Origin of the sequence: Pseudomonas brassicacearum (assembly GCF_000585995.1) — a bacterium.
GTDB classification, from domain to species: Bacteria; Pseudomonadota; Gammaproteobacteria; order Pseudomonadales; family Pseudomonadaceae; genus Aquipseudomonas; species Aquipseudomonas brassicacearum_A.
In genome coordinates, this window is record NZ_CP007410.1 from 4,392,704 (window position 1) to 4,406,822 (window position 14,119).

A 14,119-nucleotide genomic window follows, 5' to 3' on the forward strand; every position below is an offset into this window, starting at 1 on the left:
GCTTGCACAGTGACAAAGCCGTCCGGAGTCATGCTGGAATTTGTCAGGAACTACCATTCTCGATCGCTCACATATCGAGTGCGGTTGGGAGCAAATAATGAGGTAAATTTCATTTTTCTCTGCCTGGAACTGCCGTTCTAGAGCCAAGCCAAAATGTTTTTGGCGACCGTGAGAGTATTTGAAGAAGCCTGGCACCGCCGATAAGCTATTCAAAGACAGGCTTTACACATGCCTTCCGAGTTTTAACTCCTCAATTACGAGCCCCGCCCCTAGGTAGTCAGCTATCGGAGAGAGAATGAACGCAGTTGACGTTGGCGGGATATCAGTGCGCGACACGTCACTCACCGCTAATCCTGCGGGCGTCGACGGACTGATTAGGATCAACCCCTCCTGCTTCTGACTTTAGCCCTGACGTAACGCTGAGGTAGACTCATCGCATTCAGCCCCACAAGCGTGAGATCAATAATGGCTAGAGACACAATTACCGAAGGGGGCGGCGAGCGCTCGGCAACCCCTTTAGAAATCTATGGACGTAAGGCCAATGGGCAGTATCTCCCTCGGCTCGCACTCGCCAATCAGTTGCTCAAATGCGTGAATGTCGAAGTCACAAACATCCAGATTCATGCTGGGCGCCCGCTTGATCTGACTCCTGTCTTCGAAGCGCTTAGGGCATTACCACTGCAGCTCCAGCACCAAGCGCTGCTCAAGAGCTACAAAGGTGTACTCAATCTCTACGAAAGCTACCTCCACCATGGCGATGAGCTGTATCTCAAGGATGTGCTACTAAATTGCGCCAATGAGGTACCAGGATTCGATTCGGCGCTGGCTGAGACGCTGCAGACCCTGGTGCCTGATCCATATGATTATCGCTTCAGACAAACCCACTTGGAACCGCTCAACAGCCTCTGTAATTCGTACCTCGGCATGCTGGCCTACAACTTCCACGCCGTGACGATCTATCACCCAGCGACTGCAGCCAACGAGCCAGTGATCCAGGGGTTCGTCAACCGCGCGATTATGTTGCTCAAAACGAAGCTGGGTGAAACCCTAAGGCCCAACGGTGCTATACAGGGCTCGCTGTATCTTGAGGCATTCCACGAGGTGGACACAGATCGATTCGAACGCTACTTAGCTTACGATGACCGGAATGATTCTAGTCGGAGCATTCGTACATTCGTAGCAAATGCCAATCGCAACGAGAGTTGGGAAAACGAAGTTCGACTGGCAAAGCCGAAGGTTGACGATAGCTCCCGATGGCTCGCCGATAAGCTGATTGAGCTCATTGATCGATTCCAAGCACTAAACACCGCAAAAAATAGCTTCGACCCACAAGTGAACGACGAGCCAGGCCTCCCGATCGAAACCTGAAGCTGGCCTGAAGGGCGGCGTCAAACTCAACGCTACGACAATGCGCGTCGCCCATTCGCCACCAAACCGCAAAACCGCAAAATCCACGAAGCTTCGCAGCTTCGGCGTCATCCGTCCGGTCTTGGGCATACAAGAGATTCAAGGAGCGAGCAGGAACTGCGTACTGGGGGAGCAGCTCAACCAGTAAGGGTGATGACAAGTAATCAGGCTGCCCCGAACTGCAACCGGTTTAGACGATGGTGGCCACTTCGTTCGGAGCAGTTCCACTCACATCGGGGTGCCTGAGACCACTTCAACGTATCGGTATTTCTTACGGGCAGCCTTGATTGCCTGCTGCTCTGCCAACAGAGTGCTGAGCGTGTCAGCCTCATGGATCAGCTCAAACATGCGGCCTTCGTACTCGTTGCTGACATGTAACGTGACTTTGATCCTTGGCCTAAATGGTTTGGTTGCCTTCTTCTTGTCTGTCGGAGCACCAGGCCTGGAGAATATTACGCTTGGAACGGACTCTGGCTGGGATGCCACCCTCTCTGGCACAGCAGATTCAATGCTACCGAACAACGCTCGGCGCATCTCATCTTCGCTCAATTCAGTACCACATAACTCCTCAGGTGCAGTAGCAAACCTGCAGGATCTCACCATCATGGTAGAGAGCCACTGCACCCCGTCGACTGAACGATGCATGCTCAATTAAGCTTTCTCAGAAAGTCTGAGGCAATCGCTTTCAATCACTTACCCCCGCACATTTCCCAGTGGACTGTCGGCAGATAGGTGCCTCGCGTTTCGGACAGCAGAGCCCTCATCCACGAGCTCTCGCCGTCCCCTACCCTCAACCGTTCCTCAGCACTTCTAGACCCCGATCCATTGCAAGAGCAGCCGTTACAATCGTGTTGACCGCGGCTCGATCAAACTCATGATCTTGCTGGGAGTCATGCGTCCCGCTGTTCAGATAACTCCATTCAATGGAGGCCCCATTGATGTGAAGCAGAGCCTCAAGCCCAGCAAGGAAGTCCTGAAGGCCCTGGGCAGGATTCGGAATCCGACCAAGCGCAGCTCGAAGCTTGAGACATTTGTTGTTCAATTCCCATTTGGCTCGGGGGCCGCCAAGCTTGAGCTCTAATCGTCCATCCTGACGTTTCCCAAACCATGTCCATGCCCGATCCGTCAAACTTTCAATTGCCGCCCTTGAGTGGCGCAATGCATCGCGCTTCTCTTCGGCTTGCAACGCCGCATTGGCAAGCAAAACGTAATTCTTTGTAGGTGGGTCGGTGTCGATGCGTAGATGATGCTCGCCATGGTGGGGAAGGAAGCGGTACCGACGAATCTGCGCTGCCCGCTGGGCGCCAATCTCCTGCTGGATTCGGTGCAAAAATTCCTCGGCATGCGAGGTGAGGATGACCTGCTTGGCATCGAGCAGACCACTCTCAAAGAAGGTACGCCAGATGCCATCTCGATGCTCATCATCAATCGCGTTGACGACATCGTCGAAGATCACGATTGGGCAGTCCTCTGCGAGATTTTTCGCCAGAAGAATCGCCAGACCCAGGCACCGGATATGTCCCTCGCTCAAGATCAGCAAGGCGTCATAACGTTCACCTGGCTGACCTACGAATTCAATTTCGATTTTCCCGTTTTCAGCCAATGGCAGCCATAGCGCATTGATCTGAGCTGGCCGTGGATCTTCCCGGTTGAACAGGTTGTAGAGATCCCGAGCACTGTCACCCAGCCCCTGCAGCAATTGAGCAGGCAATGCGGCCAGGTACGCCTGCAGCTGGAGCAGATAGGCATCGTAAGCAACCTTGATCCGCCTATTGTGCTCAAGCGCCAGCGCCTCGCGCCCCACCTCTTCGATCAATTGCTGATTATCAGTTTCGAATTGGGTGATCGTTGCTTGCGCCTGAGTGAACTCTTGAAGTGCTTGAGAGCGCATCAGCCTGCAGCGCTCGATTTCACCTCTGAACCCATCGAGCGTCTGACATTGCTGTACAAAGGTCTGTCTTTGCTCGACGACCTGACGGCTAGCAGCATCCGCCTGCTCAATGAAAGTCATCAGTTGCATCAGCGCTTGCCACGACCTCTCACTGTCACTCATCCAGGGCTGCAGCCACTGACCGACAGAAGTGGGAGGAAGTACGGGCAATTGAGCTGCCTGGAATTCGTTTGGGCATACCTGTGACGCGACATCGCACACCCGCCGCATTTCAATGAGCAACGACCGCAAGGCTTCATTGCAGTTATTGGTGGCGTCCACTGACTGTTGCTGCAAGGTTCTAAGCTCGGCGAGTTGCGCCAATCCCGTTCGCGCGCGTTCAAATGGATTATAAGCGACCCTATCCAGTGGCGTACCACACGCCGGGCACGCAGCTGCACCCTCTGCCAACTGCAGGAGGGAATCGTAGAGGTTGGAAAACGAAACGTCCGCCGCTCTGGCATTGAGCGCCTGCTGCGCTGCTTGGCTTGCCCCATGCCACTCATAGACCTGTGCGCGCATTTGCCATAGGCTCGCGGCAGTGCACCCATGGATGATGGGTAACGGTGACTCCAGGACACCTTGCAAATACGCCAATTGGCCCTGCCTCTCCTGCGTGCCAAAAATCCAGTCGACACAGCCTTGATAAGTGCTGCCCGGATAAATTCTGGCTGCCAACGCCTCCTCTCCCTGAGCAATCCCTACGAGCCGTTGTGGATAGCCATCCAAGGTCTGCTGAGAGGCGGCGACCTGGTTGCGCCTTCCCTCCAATTGAATAGCTTTGATGCTGGAAATACTAAGGTTTTCATCCAGCGTGGCATTGAAGCCCCTGACAAATTCGCTGAACTGGTCGACGCCGAACAAGGTGGCGATCAATTGGCGCTGATCACCTGGAGTTCTTGCGGCGATGCGACCGAAGTCATCGAGCCGGTTTTTCTCCACGAAGCAGAAACGAAAGCTCTCTTCGTCTGCCTGCACCTGAGCCGCAGTAGCACCGTTTAGCGAACCCATCAACCGCGGCGCTACATGGCGTCCCAAGCGTGCGTTATTACAGTAGGCGCGATTATCAAATCGCTTGGCCTCTGCCTCACTGATCGAGCCGAGCATGGCCATTTCGAGCGCTTCGAAAAAGCTGCTTTTCCCTGTCCCGTTCGGCCCGTAGATCAAGGTGATATCACGGTTCAAGTCGAATGATTCGGCCTGCATGAACCCTCGAAACGGGCCGACCTCCAATCGGTCCAGGCGCAAATGACTGCGAGCGGCTTGAGCAAGCTGAGTGGCCCCAGGTAGCTCTGCAGGCGTTTGAGCAAGCTGCTGAAGCGCGAGAGGAGCCAGCCTCGTAGAGCGCCCCCGTCTTTGGGTACCCACCTCCGCCAGAATGCGAAGATTTGCCATGATCAGGTTCGCCATGCGCCGGACGTCATCGTGCACTGGCTGGCCGGCCAGATAGACCAAAAACCGCTGATATTCCGCCTGTAAACTAGACATGACCGCTCCCTATGTTGATCAAGTAACCGCACTCCCTCTTTGGGGAGCTCGGCAAAGAGCGTAGTCGGAAAAATGCGGTACTAGCATGCGGCAACTCCCTGGCGAGGAGTGTTAGCGACCACTGTGCAGAGTGATAAGAGAAGCAGAGGTGCAACCAAGCGGCATTGTCAGCCAGAAGCGGCGATGATAATGTCAGCACTAGGTGCTCGGTAGGTGCCTGCAGTCCACACTCGTGAAGCTTTAGCACTATCGTGATCGTTGAAGTACCCCGACCTGACTCTCATCAGGTTGCCTTGTAGTGGACGCCGGGCAAGCATTGCAGGAGCTGCTCCATGCAGATTACCTACAGCCACATCAAGAAAATCAAGCGTGTCGCGAAAGAACTGAAGCACACTCACCCTTCCCTCAAACTCGGCCAACGGCAAGACATCGCTGCCGTCCAAGAGCTTGGTGTCAGGAACTACTATGAGGCAAGTCGTCTGTATGACAGATGGCTCATGGAACATGTCCACACTCCCCCAGGTGGCACTGGCGTAAGCAAATGCTCGTTCTGTGAGTTCAGCTTCTCAGCTGACCTCAAGCAGGATCGTGATCTTCATCGTGAGATCCATGAGCGCTACCATGAAGTTAGCGAAGCGTTGGGATATGTCCCGGCTGGTTTGATGGATCGCGAACGGATGAAGCGCAACGGACGTAAGCAGGCGCTTTCTACAGAAGACCTGGAAACAAGGCTCGAAGGGCTGCTACAGGCACTGCATGGCTGGTTCGACCGATCGCTCTCAAGCGCGATCTACGGCGGATACTGGCGCAAACATCCGACCTTCGACGACTACGTGTCTATGATCCAGGACACGCTCTCCGACAACTATGAAAAACTGAAAGCCGAACTCAAAACCAGATACGGGTACAGACCGGGACAGATTGCTCCCGGTGACAGTAATTGGTATCCGAAGACGCGCTAATCCTGGTGTGGGCCTTACCTGATGGGTAAGGCCTGCTGGAGAACCCAGCCTAGATGCAGATGCCATGCTCAAGCCGCATCAACCAATCATGGACATCTGAGTATCCTGATGGCCGGGACAGCAGGACGCACGGAGCTTTATGACCTAGGGCCTGGAATAACTTTGCATTTGGTTACCCAGAGGGGATCCGGCACGTTTACTCAATTGCCGGAAATAGCCCGACACTGCCTGCAACCGCGTATGCTCGAGATGCATTGACCAATATTGTGGCCGACGGCTGTGATGCCGGTATACGCGTGGGCGAGGGTCTGGCCGAACACATGGTCGCCGTCCCGATCACGCCGCCATTGTCGATGGCTGTTGTGGGCACGCCAGCCTATTTCAAATGTCACGGCCAGCCCTAAACACCCGCTGATCTGGCGAAGCACAATTGCCTGCGCTTTCGCCTCCCCAGCGGCGCCATAGCCCATTGGGAGTTCACGTCACCGAGCGAGGATGGCCACTCGTTTACTCTGGAGCCTGTTGGTAACCTCACAACCAACGAGGATGACAGTATGATCCGTGTTGCCCTGCAGAATGTGGGATTGGTGCAACACATCGACATCGCAGTGCGTGAGCACCTGGAGTCAGGCGCGCTGGTACAGGTGCTGTCAGAGTGGTGTAAATCCTTTGCAGGTTTCTACATTTACGCACCTACCCGCGCGCAGATACCAGCAAAAGTCAGTACGTTGATTGATTTTCTAGTAAAGAAACGGGAGGCATTGGCTGCCAGGCGCCCACGGTCGTGACAGGAGATTTGCCATTGAGGCCTGGATCGCAGAAGACTACCTTCCCACTACGGCAGTGAATTGAGGCTCCGCTGAAGACCACCATGCAACACCATCGGCTTCTGTCAGAAATCGCCATTCTCGATCGCCCCCATATCCCGCGCTACTGGGGGCAAAACCGGGGGCATATTTTAGTTTTTCCGACCTGGGAATACTGCACTAGAGCCAAGTCAAAATGTTTTTTGGACACTTTGATCTTCAGCGGACCATCGACCTTTTCGCGCGCTCCCACCAACAAACACCGAGTGATGACGGGAGTTCACCGAAAGCAGTAAATTCAGGGCAAGCCCCGCCACTTCCCCGAAGATGGAACATTATCTCGGACCCAGGGCCCCGCAGACGATCCGCAGGGTAAATTCGAAATTATCCGTAGTGAGCACATCGATTGGCGAACGGCCCTTCAGTCGTTCATGGGGCTCACAGACCGTCCGATAAAGCCTCCATGCATCGACCCCCGGAAAACGCGCTAACGCAGCAACTACCAACTTGTGCCGCAGTGGATCAAGCTGCCAATCGGGAATGCGCTGACCACGATTCCCAAGGCTCAGGGACAGAAGGCGGCGAGCCTTGATATCGCGATTGATCTGATCACGGGATTTTCCTGCGAGTTTGGCGAAGACCAGCAGCGGTAAATTACTCGGAGCCTCATAGATGGCAAGCATCTCGGCGCGTTCGCGCTGGATGTCAGACAAGTGAAATTGATGCGGTTTTTCACTCGGCACCGAACACGGTACGACAGGCGACTGGTGCGACGCGATAAGAGCTGCCTCGTTGCTAACCGAATCCTTAGGCTCCGAGACGGTTGTCATTGGAAAGCTGCCGTTGAACTGAATGGAATTTGCGCCCACGTTTTCAAGTGACGGCAGCGAAGCGGCCCCCTCCAACCGGATGGTAAGCGGGGAACTTGCCGCTTTCAGCTGTCCCTGCCCCCATAGATCCAGACGGTTCGCCCAATCCTGCATCATGGTCCGGCGCTGCTCCACGTATTCCGCGTGATTGTAGGCCGCACTCACCTTGTCCGGATCGGCATGGGAAAGCTGAGCGTCCACCCATACCTTGGGATATCCAATCTCGTTCAGCGCCGTCGAGATCGTTGCCCTCATCCCATGACCGGTGAGTTGGTCGGCGTACCCCATCCGACGCAACGCGCCATTCAGCGTGTTCTCGCTGATGCGCTTGCTCAGGTCGCTTCGATGCGCAAACAAGTAGCGCTGCGCGGGAACAACCTGATCCAGCAAGTGACGCACGATCTCGAGCGCCTGCACCGACAGCGGCACGATGTAGGGCGGTACGTTTTGGATCTGCTTACCCGGCTTTCGCATCGCTAACTGGAGCTGCTTCACCACCTCCGCCGGTATGACCCACAAACGCTTCTCCAGATCGAACTGTTCGGGCGTCGCCAACCGCAGCTCGCCCGTGCGGACACCGGTCAGCAGCAACAATCGAAGGCCAAGGCGGGTTTGGTTTGCGCCACCATAATTTCGAAGAGCAACCATCAATGCCGAGAGCTCGTCCATTCGGAGAAACGGATTGTGCGCAACCGGAGGTTTGGGGAGAGCGACAACATCAAGGTCTGAAGCCGGGTTATGTTCCAGCCCCTCGATCTTCACCAGCGCATAGCGGAACAATTGGTTGAACCAGGTCCGGCATTTTTCGGCAGTCGTTAAGGCCTTGCGCTGTTCGATCCTGCTCAGCAAATCCAATAGATCGTGACGATTGATATCGTAGATGGAGCGTCCGCCCAGCGTGGGCAGGACGTCCTTATTGAAGATTCTCAAGATCTGCGAGAGCGTGCTCTGGCGCCCTTCCTTAAGGCTTAGCCTGCGGAACGCTATCCACTGATAGAACACGGCCTCGAAGGTGTGCTCCTTCGCAGCATGAACAGCAAGTCGCTGTTGTTTACGATGCTCATAGGGATTGATGCCCTGGGCAACCAAGGCGCGCGCCTCGTCACGTCGAGTACGTGCATCTTTGAGGGAGATTTGTGGGTAACAACCCAAGGACATGCGCTTCTGCTTGCCCGCCCAGTAGTAGCGGAAGAGCCAGACTTTTCCGCCTCTGGCCGTCACATTGAGTGTGAGACCATCACTGTCACCGAGGGTGTAGTCGTTACCAGTGATTCGGGCATGCCGAACTGTCATTTCTGAGAGTGCCATCGCGAGCTCCTGAACAGAGTCAGGGCCAGATGCTCATCTCGCTACACAATCTGCTCCAGCATTAAACCGATTCAGTGCTCGTCAGAATCCTGGACTCAATTCTGGACTTAAACGCACCGGATAGTGCTGGATTTCAGTGGTTCCCGCTGGAACGAAAAAAGGGCCTAAAGGCCCTTATTTCAATCACTTACAGAATTCAGTGGAACTCTGTAGCGCAATATTTGGAGCGGGAAACGAGACTCGAACTCGCGACCCCGACCTTGGCAAGGTCGTGCTCTACCAACTGAGCTATTCCCGCGTCTTGGTGTGGCGCATTCTATAGGTTCAGAATACGCCGTCAACCCTTTGATTCAAAAAAGTTTATTTCGGGTCCACGTCAGTCCGCAGATGCGGCCAGGCGGCGCGCAGGTACTGGACCATTGACCACAGCGTCAAGCCTGCGGAAATCAGCAGCAGCGCATAGCCCAACAGCACCCAGAAACTGAAGTCCGACGGGTTGGCCAGCAGGATCACCAGCGCCAGCATTTGCGCGGCGGTTTTCCATTTGCCGAGGTTTGACACGGCAACCTGGGCGCGGGCGCCCAGCTCGGCCATCCATTCACGGAGTGCCGATACGACGATTTCGCGCCCGATGATCACCGCCGCCGGCAAGGTCAGCCAGAGGTTACCGTGTTCCTGCACCAGCAGCACCAGGGCCACCGCGACCATCAGCTTGTCGGCCACAGGGTCGAGGAAGGCGCCGAAAGGCGTGCTTTGCTCCAGGCGTCGGGCCAGGTAGCCGTCCAGCCAGTCCGTCGCGGCGGCGAAGGCGAAGACCGAGGCCGAGGCCATGTAGCTCCAGTGGTACGGTAAATAGAACAGCAATATGAAGATCGGGATGAGCAGGACGCGTAGGACGGTAATCAGGTTTGGGATATTCATCGGCACAACTGGCTACGAGGTTGACGGGCATTCTACTCGCTGTGCAGGTTTGCATAAATCGACTCAGCGAGCTTTTTACTGATACCGGGTGCTTTGGCTATCTCTTCGATGCTGGCACGAGACAGCTCCTGCAATCCACCAAAATGTTTTAGCAAGTCGCGTCGCCGCGTCGGGCCGACCCCGGCCACCCCTTCCAGCGTAGACGTACGGCGGGTCTTGCCACGACGGGCGCGGTGTCCGGTGATGGCGAAACGGTGGGCTTCGTCACGGATCTGCTGGATCAAGTGCAACGCCGGCGAATCGCCCTTGAGGGTGAACTCATGGGCGGCATCGTTCAGGTACAGGGTCTCGAAACCGGCCTTGCGGGTTGCGCCCTTGGCCACGCCCAGCAGGATCAGGTCGGGGACCATCAACTCATTGAGCACATCGCGGGCCATGGACAGCTGGCCCTTGCCACCGTCCACCAGCAGGATGTCCGGCAACTTGCCCTCCCCGTCCTTCAGCTTGCCGAAGCGCCGCATCAGCGCCTGGTGCATCGCCGCGTAGTCATCGCCCGGCGTCACGCCTTCGATGTTGTAGCGGCGATAATCAGACTTGATCGGGCCTTCCGGACCGAACACCACGCAGGACGCCACGGTGGCCTCGCCACTGGAATGGCTGATGTCATAGCACTCCAGTCGCTGCGGTGGCTCGTCCAGGTTAAGCACTTCAGCCAAGGCATCGAACCGCGCCGCCACGTGTTGGCGATTGGCAAGGCGCGCACCCAAGGCCTGTTCGGCGTTGGTCACGGCCAATTGCTGCCAACGCGCTCGGGTGCCGCGTACGCGGTGGCTGATGGTCAGTTCGCGACCACGAAGCGTATCGATGGCTTCAATCAGGGTCGGAAAGTCTTCGTGGACCACGTTGACGATCAACTCGGCAGGCAGGTCGCGTTCCGGACTGCTGATGTAGTACTGGCCCAGAAAAGCCGCCATGACCTCGGAGACGTCTTCCTCGATGCCCACTTGAGGGAAGAAGTTCTTGCTGCCCAGCACACGACCGCCGCGCACGCTGATCAAGTGCACACAGGCGCCGCCCGGGTTGATGAACGCGGCGACTACATCGACGTCGCCACTGCCACCTTCCATGCTTTGCTGGTCCTGCACGCGCCGCAACAGCCCGATCTGGTCGCGCAACTCGGCGGCGCGCTCGAACTCAAGATTGACCGCCGCGTCTTCCATCGCCGCTGACAGCTCGTCGGTCAACGCGTTGCTGCGACCTTCCAGGAACATCACCGAGTGACGCACGTCCTCGGCATAGACCTCGGGCTCGACAAATCCCACACACGGCGCCTTGCAGCGTTTGATCTGGTATTGCAGGCAGGGCCGGGTGCGGTTCTTGTAGTAGCTGTCTTCGCACTGGCGCACAAAGAAAGTCTTCTGCAACAGGCTCAGGCTTTCACGAATCGCCCCGGCGCTGGGATAAGGACCGAAATAGCGGCCCTTGGCCTTCTTCGCCCCTCGATGAATACTCAGGCGCGGGAACGCCCCGTCGGACAGGAACACGTACGGGTAGGATTTATCGTCACGCAGCAGGATGTTGTAGGGCGGCCGCCACTCCTTGATCAGCGTCTGCTCAAGCAGCAACGCCTCGGTTTCATTGGCGGTGATGGTGGTTTCGACTTGCGCGATACGCCCCACCAGGGCAGCAGTCTTCGGTGCGAGTCCGGTTTTACGAAAGTAACTCGCCAGGCGTTTCTTGAGGTTCTTGGCCTTGCCCACATAGAGCAGGCGCGCGTCGCTGTCGAACATGCGGTACACGCCTGGGCGACCGCTGCAGGTGGACAGGAACGCGCTTGGATCAAACAATTCAGTCATTTTTCAGGCGCTGGCATCGACCATGCCATGGCGCACCGCCAGCAGTGTCAACTCGACGTCGCTGCTGATCGATAGTTTCTCGAAGATACGGTAACGGTAGGTGTTGACGGTTTTGGGCGACAAGCACAGCTTATCGGAGATGATCTGCACCTTTTGGCAACCGACGATCATCAAGGCAATCTGGATTTCCCGCTCCGACAATGCGTCGAAGGGCGAATCGTTGGTCGGCTGGAACGACTTGATCGCCAACTGCTGGGCGATTTGCGGGCTGATGTAGCGCTGCCCGGCAAAAACCAGACGAATGGCCTGGACCATCTCGTTCAAACCGGCGCCCTTGGTGAGGTAACCCGCCGCGCCAGCCTGCAACAACCGCGTGGGGAACGGATCTTCTTCGCAGACGGTTACCGCGACCACCTTGATGTCCGGGTGACTGCGCAGCAGTTTACGCGTGGCTTCAAGACCGCCGATGCCGGGCATCTTGACGTCCATCAACACCACGTCGGGTTTCAATTCACGCGCCTTGATCAGCGCCTCTTCACCGGATTCAGCCTGGCCTACCACCTGCAGACCGTCGATATCAGCCAGCATTCGTGTAATGCCCGTACGGACGAGATCGTGGTCGTCGACCACTAACACCCTAATCAAGCAGACACCTCACGATTTGGTCTTATTTGGGTTGCCCCACACCTTAGCAAAAAAGCAATCGACAGACCTAGCGCCAAGGGACAGATAAAAGTTACAACGCATCTTCATGCGTCGCACTCTGCGAGGCCTCAAGCCCCGGCGTCTCGCTGCATCCTCAGGAAACACTCATCCTCGCCGACAACACGCAGCCCCATGCGCTCATACAGCGCCCTGGCCGGATTACCTTTGAAAACCGTCAGCCGCAGCGCCGGCCGACGCTCCAGCGTCATCATGTGCCAAACCTGTCCGATCGCCCAGGTACCGGCGCCCTGCCCACGAAAGGCCTTATCGATCTGTAATTCTCGGATATACAGGGCCCGAGCGTCCCGGCTGAGGCTGGCTAAGCCCAGCCTCTGGTCCCCACGGCAGATGATCCAGTTCTGGCGAATGATCCAGGCCAAGTCGAACGCTTCGTCCTGCCACAGCAAATCATGTTTGAGGTAATAGGGAAGCATGTTGTCGCAGGTCAGTTTACGGGCGAAGTCGATGTCGGCGGTCGTTGCCGCACGCCACTGGAAGCTCATGGGCACCTCATCAAAGGGTTGCCACCAGCATGACTTGCCCTACCCAACCATCAGCGTCGCGGCGAGCAATCACCAACAAATCCCCCGCTCCCGGGGCTGCCGCGATCAGCGAACCGTCCGGACCCCATACCGCACTGCGGCCGGCCGACTCCCAGCCACCGGTAGCGCCACCATGATTGGCCATCAGGACGGTCATGGCATGTTGCTTGGCATAACCTTGCAACAACGTCGTATCGGGCACGTAGCCACCTTCGGTGATCAATACGCCGGCTGCATACAGCGTAGCGCCCTGCCCGGCTGCGGCGGCGGCATGGCTGCGGTGAGAGAAATCGGCACACACCGCCAGCGCGATGTGATCCTGGCCCATCGCCAACATCGAGCCGCCGTGGCCCGGGGCGAAGGCGACCTCTTCCCCTGGGTGCAAATGCTGCTTGCTGTACACCCCGAGGGAGCCGTCGGCGCCGAGCACCAACGCACCGATCAATACCGGCGCGTCTACCGCAAGGCGAATCGGCATGCCAACCACCGCGGTCAGGCCAAGCTCGCGCGCCAGGTCACGCAGCGGTTGCAGTACGGCGTCCTGCGGCAGGATGGCCAGGTCCGCCGCCAGGCCGCGCTCGTAGCCGGTGAGTGACAGTTCGGGAAACACCAGCAACTGCACGTTCTGTTCAGCGGCGGCTTGCATGAAGCGCTGATGGCGCAAGAGATTGGCGTGGACATCCCCGGCGATGGAAATCGACTGGGCGGCGGCGAAGGCTGTGGCGGTCATGGTTATCCTGGAAGGTGGCGCAAGACTGAAGTTTGTCATAAAGCCCACCGGACTCAAGCCGGGCTGAACAATTGCATGTCGGCGATAGAATTTTCTGATTGAACCGACACACCGCCGTCTAGTAAGCTCGGGGCCATCCATCGGAGACAGACCATGTTCAACGCCCTCTCACCGCTTCAAACCGCCAGCGCCCCGCGCTCGGTTGCGGCTGCCTGGGTGAACAGCGTGCGCACTCCGGCCAGCTTTTATTTTGGGTATTGGTTTAGCCACTGGCGCGCCTGATACCCAACCGGCGCCCATTTTAAACGGGTCGCCTTCCAGAGTTTTCAAACCCCCGGTCGGCCTCCCGACCGGGGGTTTTGTTTTTTCCGGCCATAACATTTGCAACACCGACATATTGAGGATTGAGCCATGAACTACGCCACTTATTACCGTTACGACAGTTTTTCCGCCTGGCGATTTACCAGCCACCGCTCGGGACAGCCTGCCGCCTCCGATCGGTCACCTACCGGTGGCAAGCCTCAATTGCGGGCCAATACGGCCAATTGTCGAACACCCCACTAGGGCCGGCGCGCGGGAACGAACCCGCCGCTCG

At 57.0% G+C, this 14,119-nt stretch carries 12 protein-coding genes and 1 tRNA gene; 4 read left to right on the forward strand and 9 right to left on the reverse strand.

What is annotated here, in order from left to right; translation table 11 throughout:
* Positions 1-465 precede the first annotated feature (465 nt).
* Entirely contained in the window at positions 466-1,368 is a 903-nt protein-coding gene (locus CD58_RS18620) for a hypothetical protein (protein ID WP_025214508.1), read from the forward strand.
* A 267-nt stretch (positions 1,369-1,635) separates the two neighbouring features.
* Here the strand turns inward: CD58_RS18620 and CD58_RS18625 are convergent, their stop codons facing one another.
* Both CD58_RS18625 and CD58_RS18630 read right to left on the reverse strand, forming a co-directional pair.
* On the reverse strand, positions 1,636-1,941 hold the full coding sequence (locus tag CD58_RS18625) for a hypothetical protein (RefSeq protein WP_025214509.1): 306 nt from the start codon (positions 1,939-1,941) through the stop codon (positions 1,636-1,638).
* A 256-nt stretch (positions 1,942-2,197) separates the two neighbouring features.
* Positions 2,198-4,825, reverse strand: a complete 2,628-nt coding sequence (locus CD58_RS18630) for an AAA family ATPase (protein WP_025214510.1) — start codon at positions 4,823-4,825, stop codon at positions 2,198-2,200.
* A gap of 332 nt (positions 4,826-5,157) precedes the next feature.
* On the opposite strand from CD58_RS18630, the gene CD58_RS18635 reads away from it, so the two are divergent.
* Both CD58_RS18635 and CD58_RS18640 read left to right on the forward strand, forming a co-directional pair.
* Positions 5,158-5,787 (forward strand): hypothetical protein, encoded by a 630-nt coding sequence (locus tag CD58_RS18635; RefSeq protein ID WP_025214511.1) that lies wholly within the window; start codon positions 5,158-5,160, stop codon positions 5,785-5,787.
* Between the two features lie 416 nt (positions 5,788-6,203).
* A complete protein-coding gene (locus CD58_RS18640) occupies positions 6,204-6,575 on the forward strand; it encodes a LysR substrate-binding domain-containing protein (protein WP_268747316.1) in 372 nt (123 codons plus the stop codon).
* Between the two features lie 353 nt (positions 6,576-6,928).
* Here CD58_RS18640 and CD58_RS18645 read toward each other — a convergent pair whose 3' ends face one another.
* The 7 genes from CD58_RS18645 to CD58_RS18675 form a co-directional block, all read right to left on the reverse strand.
* On the reverse strand, positions 6,929-8,770 hold the full coding sequence (locus tag CD58_RS18645; protein ID WP_025214513.1) for a tyrosine-type recombinase/integrase: 1,842 nt from the start codon (positions 8,768-8,770) through the stop codon (positions 6,929-6,931).
* 222 nt (positions 8,771-8,992) lie between these two features.
* Positions 8,993-9,068, reverse strand: a tRNA-Gly gene (locus CD58_RS18650).
* A gap of 62 nt (positions 9,069-9,130) precedes the next feature.
* On the reverse strand, positions 9,131-9,691 hold the full coding sequence (pgsA, locus tag CD58_RS18655; protein ID WP_003182757.1) for a CDP-diacylglycerol--glycerol-3-phosphate 3-phosphatidyltransferase: 561 nt from the start codon (positions 9,689-9,691) through the stop codon (positions 9,131-9,133).
* Positions 9,692-9,723: 32 nt separating this feature from the next.
* The gene (uvrC, locus tag CD58_RS18660; RefSeq protein ID WP_025214514.1) at positions 9,724-11,547 is read right to left on the reverse strand and encodes an excinuclease ABC subunit UvrC; all 1,824 of its coding nucleotides are present in this window, start codon (positions 11,545-11,547) and stop codon (positions 9,724-9,726) included.
* A gap of 3 nt (positions 11,548-11,550) precedes the next feature.
* Positions 11,551-12,192 (reverse strand): UvrY/SirA/GacA family response regulator transcription factor, encoded by a 642-nt coding sequence (gene uvrY / locus CD58_RS18665; RefSeq protein WP_003182764.1) that lies wholly within the window; start codon positions 12,190-12,192, stop codon positions 11,551-11,553.
* Positions 12,193-12,320: 128 nt separating this feature from the next.
* Entirely contained in the window at positions 12,321-12,755 is a 435-nt protein-coding gene (locus CD58_RS18670; protein ID WP_025214516.1) for a GNAT family N-acetyltransferase, read from the reverse strand.
* A 10-nt stretch (positions 12,756-12,765) separates the two neighbouring features.
* Positions 12,766-13,524 carry a carbon-nitrogen hydrolase family protein gene (locus CD58_RS18675; protein WP_025214517.1) on the reverse strand — a complete coding sequence of 253 codons (759 nt, stop codon included), beginning with the start codon at positions 13,522-13,524 and terminating at the stop codon, positions 12,766-12,768.
* 411 nt (positions 13,525-13,935) lie between these two features.
* On the opposite strand from CD58_RS18675, the gene CD58_RS31265 reads away from it, so the two are divergent.
* Positions 13,936-14,088 (forward strand): hypothetical protein, encoded by a 153-nt coding sequence (locus CD58_RS31265; RefSeq protein ID WP_200868888.1) that lies wholly within the window; start codon positions 13,936-13,938, stop codon positions 14,086-14,088.
* The last annotated feature ends 31 nt before the right edge of the window (positions 14,089-14,119 follow it).

Coding starts and splice junctions, on each gene's coding strand:
- CD58_RS18620 (WP_025214508.1), top strand. CDS start 466: ATGGCTAGAGACACAATTACCGAAGGGGGCGGCGAGCGCTCGGCAACC.
- CD58_RS18625 (WP_025214509.1), bottom strand. CDS start 1,941: ATGCGCCGAGCGTTGTTCGGTAGCATTGAATCTGCTGTGCCAGAGAGG.
- CD58_RS18630 (WP_025214510.1), bottom strand. CDS start 4,825: ATGTCTAGTTTACAGGCGGAATATCAGCGGTTTTTGGTCTATCTGGCC.
- CD58_RS18635 (WP_025214511.1), top strand. CDS start 5,158: ATGCAGATTACCTACAGCCACATCAAGAAAATCAAGCGTGTCGCGAAA.
- CD58_RS18645 (WP_025214513.1), bottom strand. CDS start 8,770: ATGGCACTCTCAGAAATGACAGTTCGGCATGCCCGAATCACTGGTAAC.
- pgsA (WP_003182757.1), bottom strand. CDS start 9,691: ATGAATATCCCAAACCTGATTACCGTCCTACGCGTCCTGCTCATCCCG.
- uvrC (WP_025214514.1), bottom strand. CDS start 11,547: ATGACTGAATTGTTTGATCCAAGCGCGTTCCTGTCCACCTGCAGCGGT.
- CD58_RS18670 (WP_025214516.1), bottom strand. CDS start 12,755: ATGAGCTTCCAGTGGCGTGCGGCAACGACCGCCGACATCGACTTCGCC.
- CD58_RS18675 (WP_025214517.1), bottom strand. CDS start 13,524: ATGACCGCCACAGCCTTCGCCGCCGCCCAGTCGATTTCCATCGCCGGG.
- CD58_RS31265 (WP_200868888.1), top strand. CDS start 13,936: ATGAACTACGCCACTTATTACCGTTACGACAGTTTTTCCGCCTGGCGA.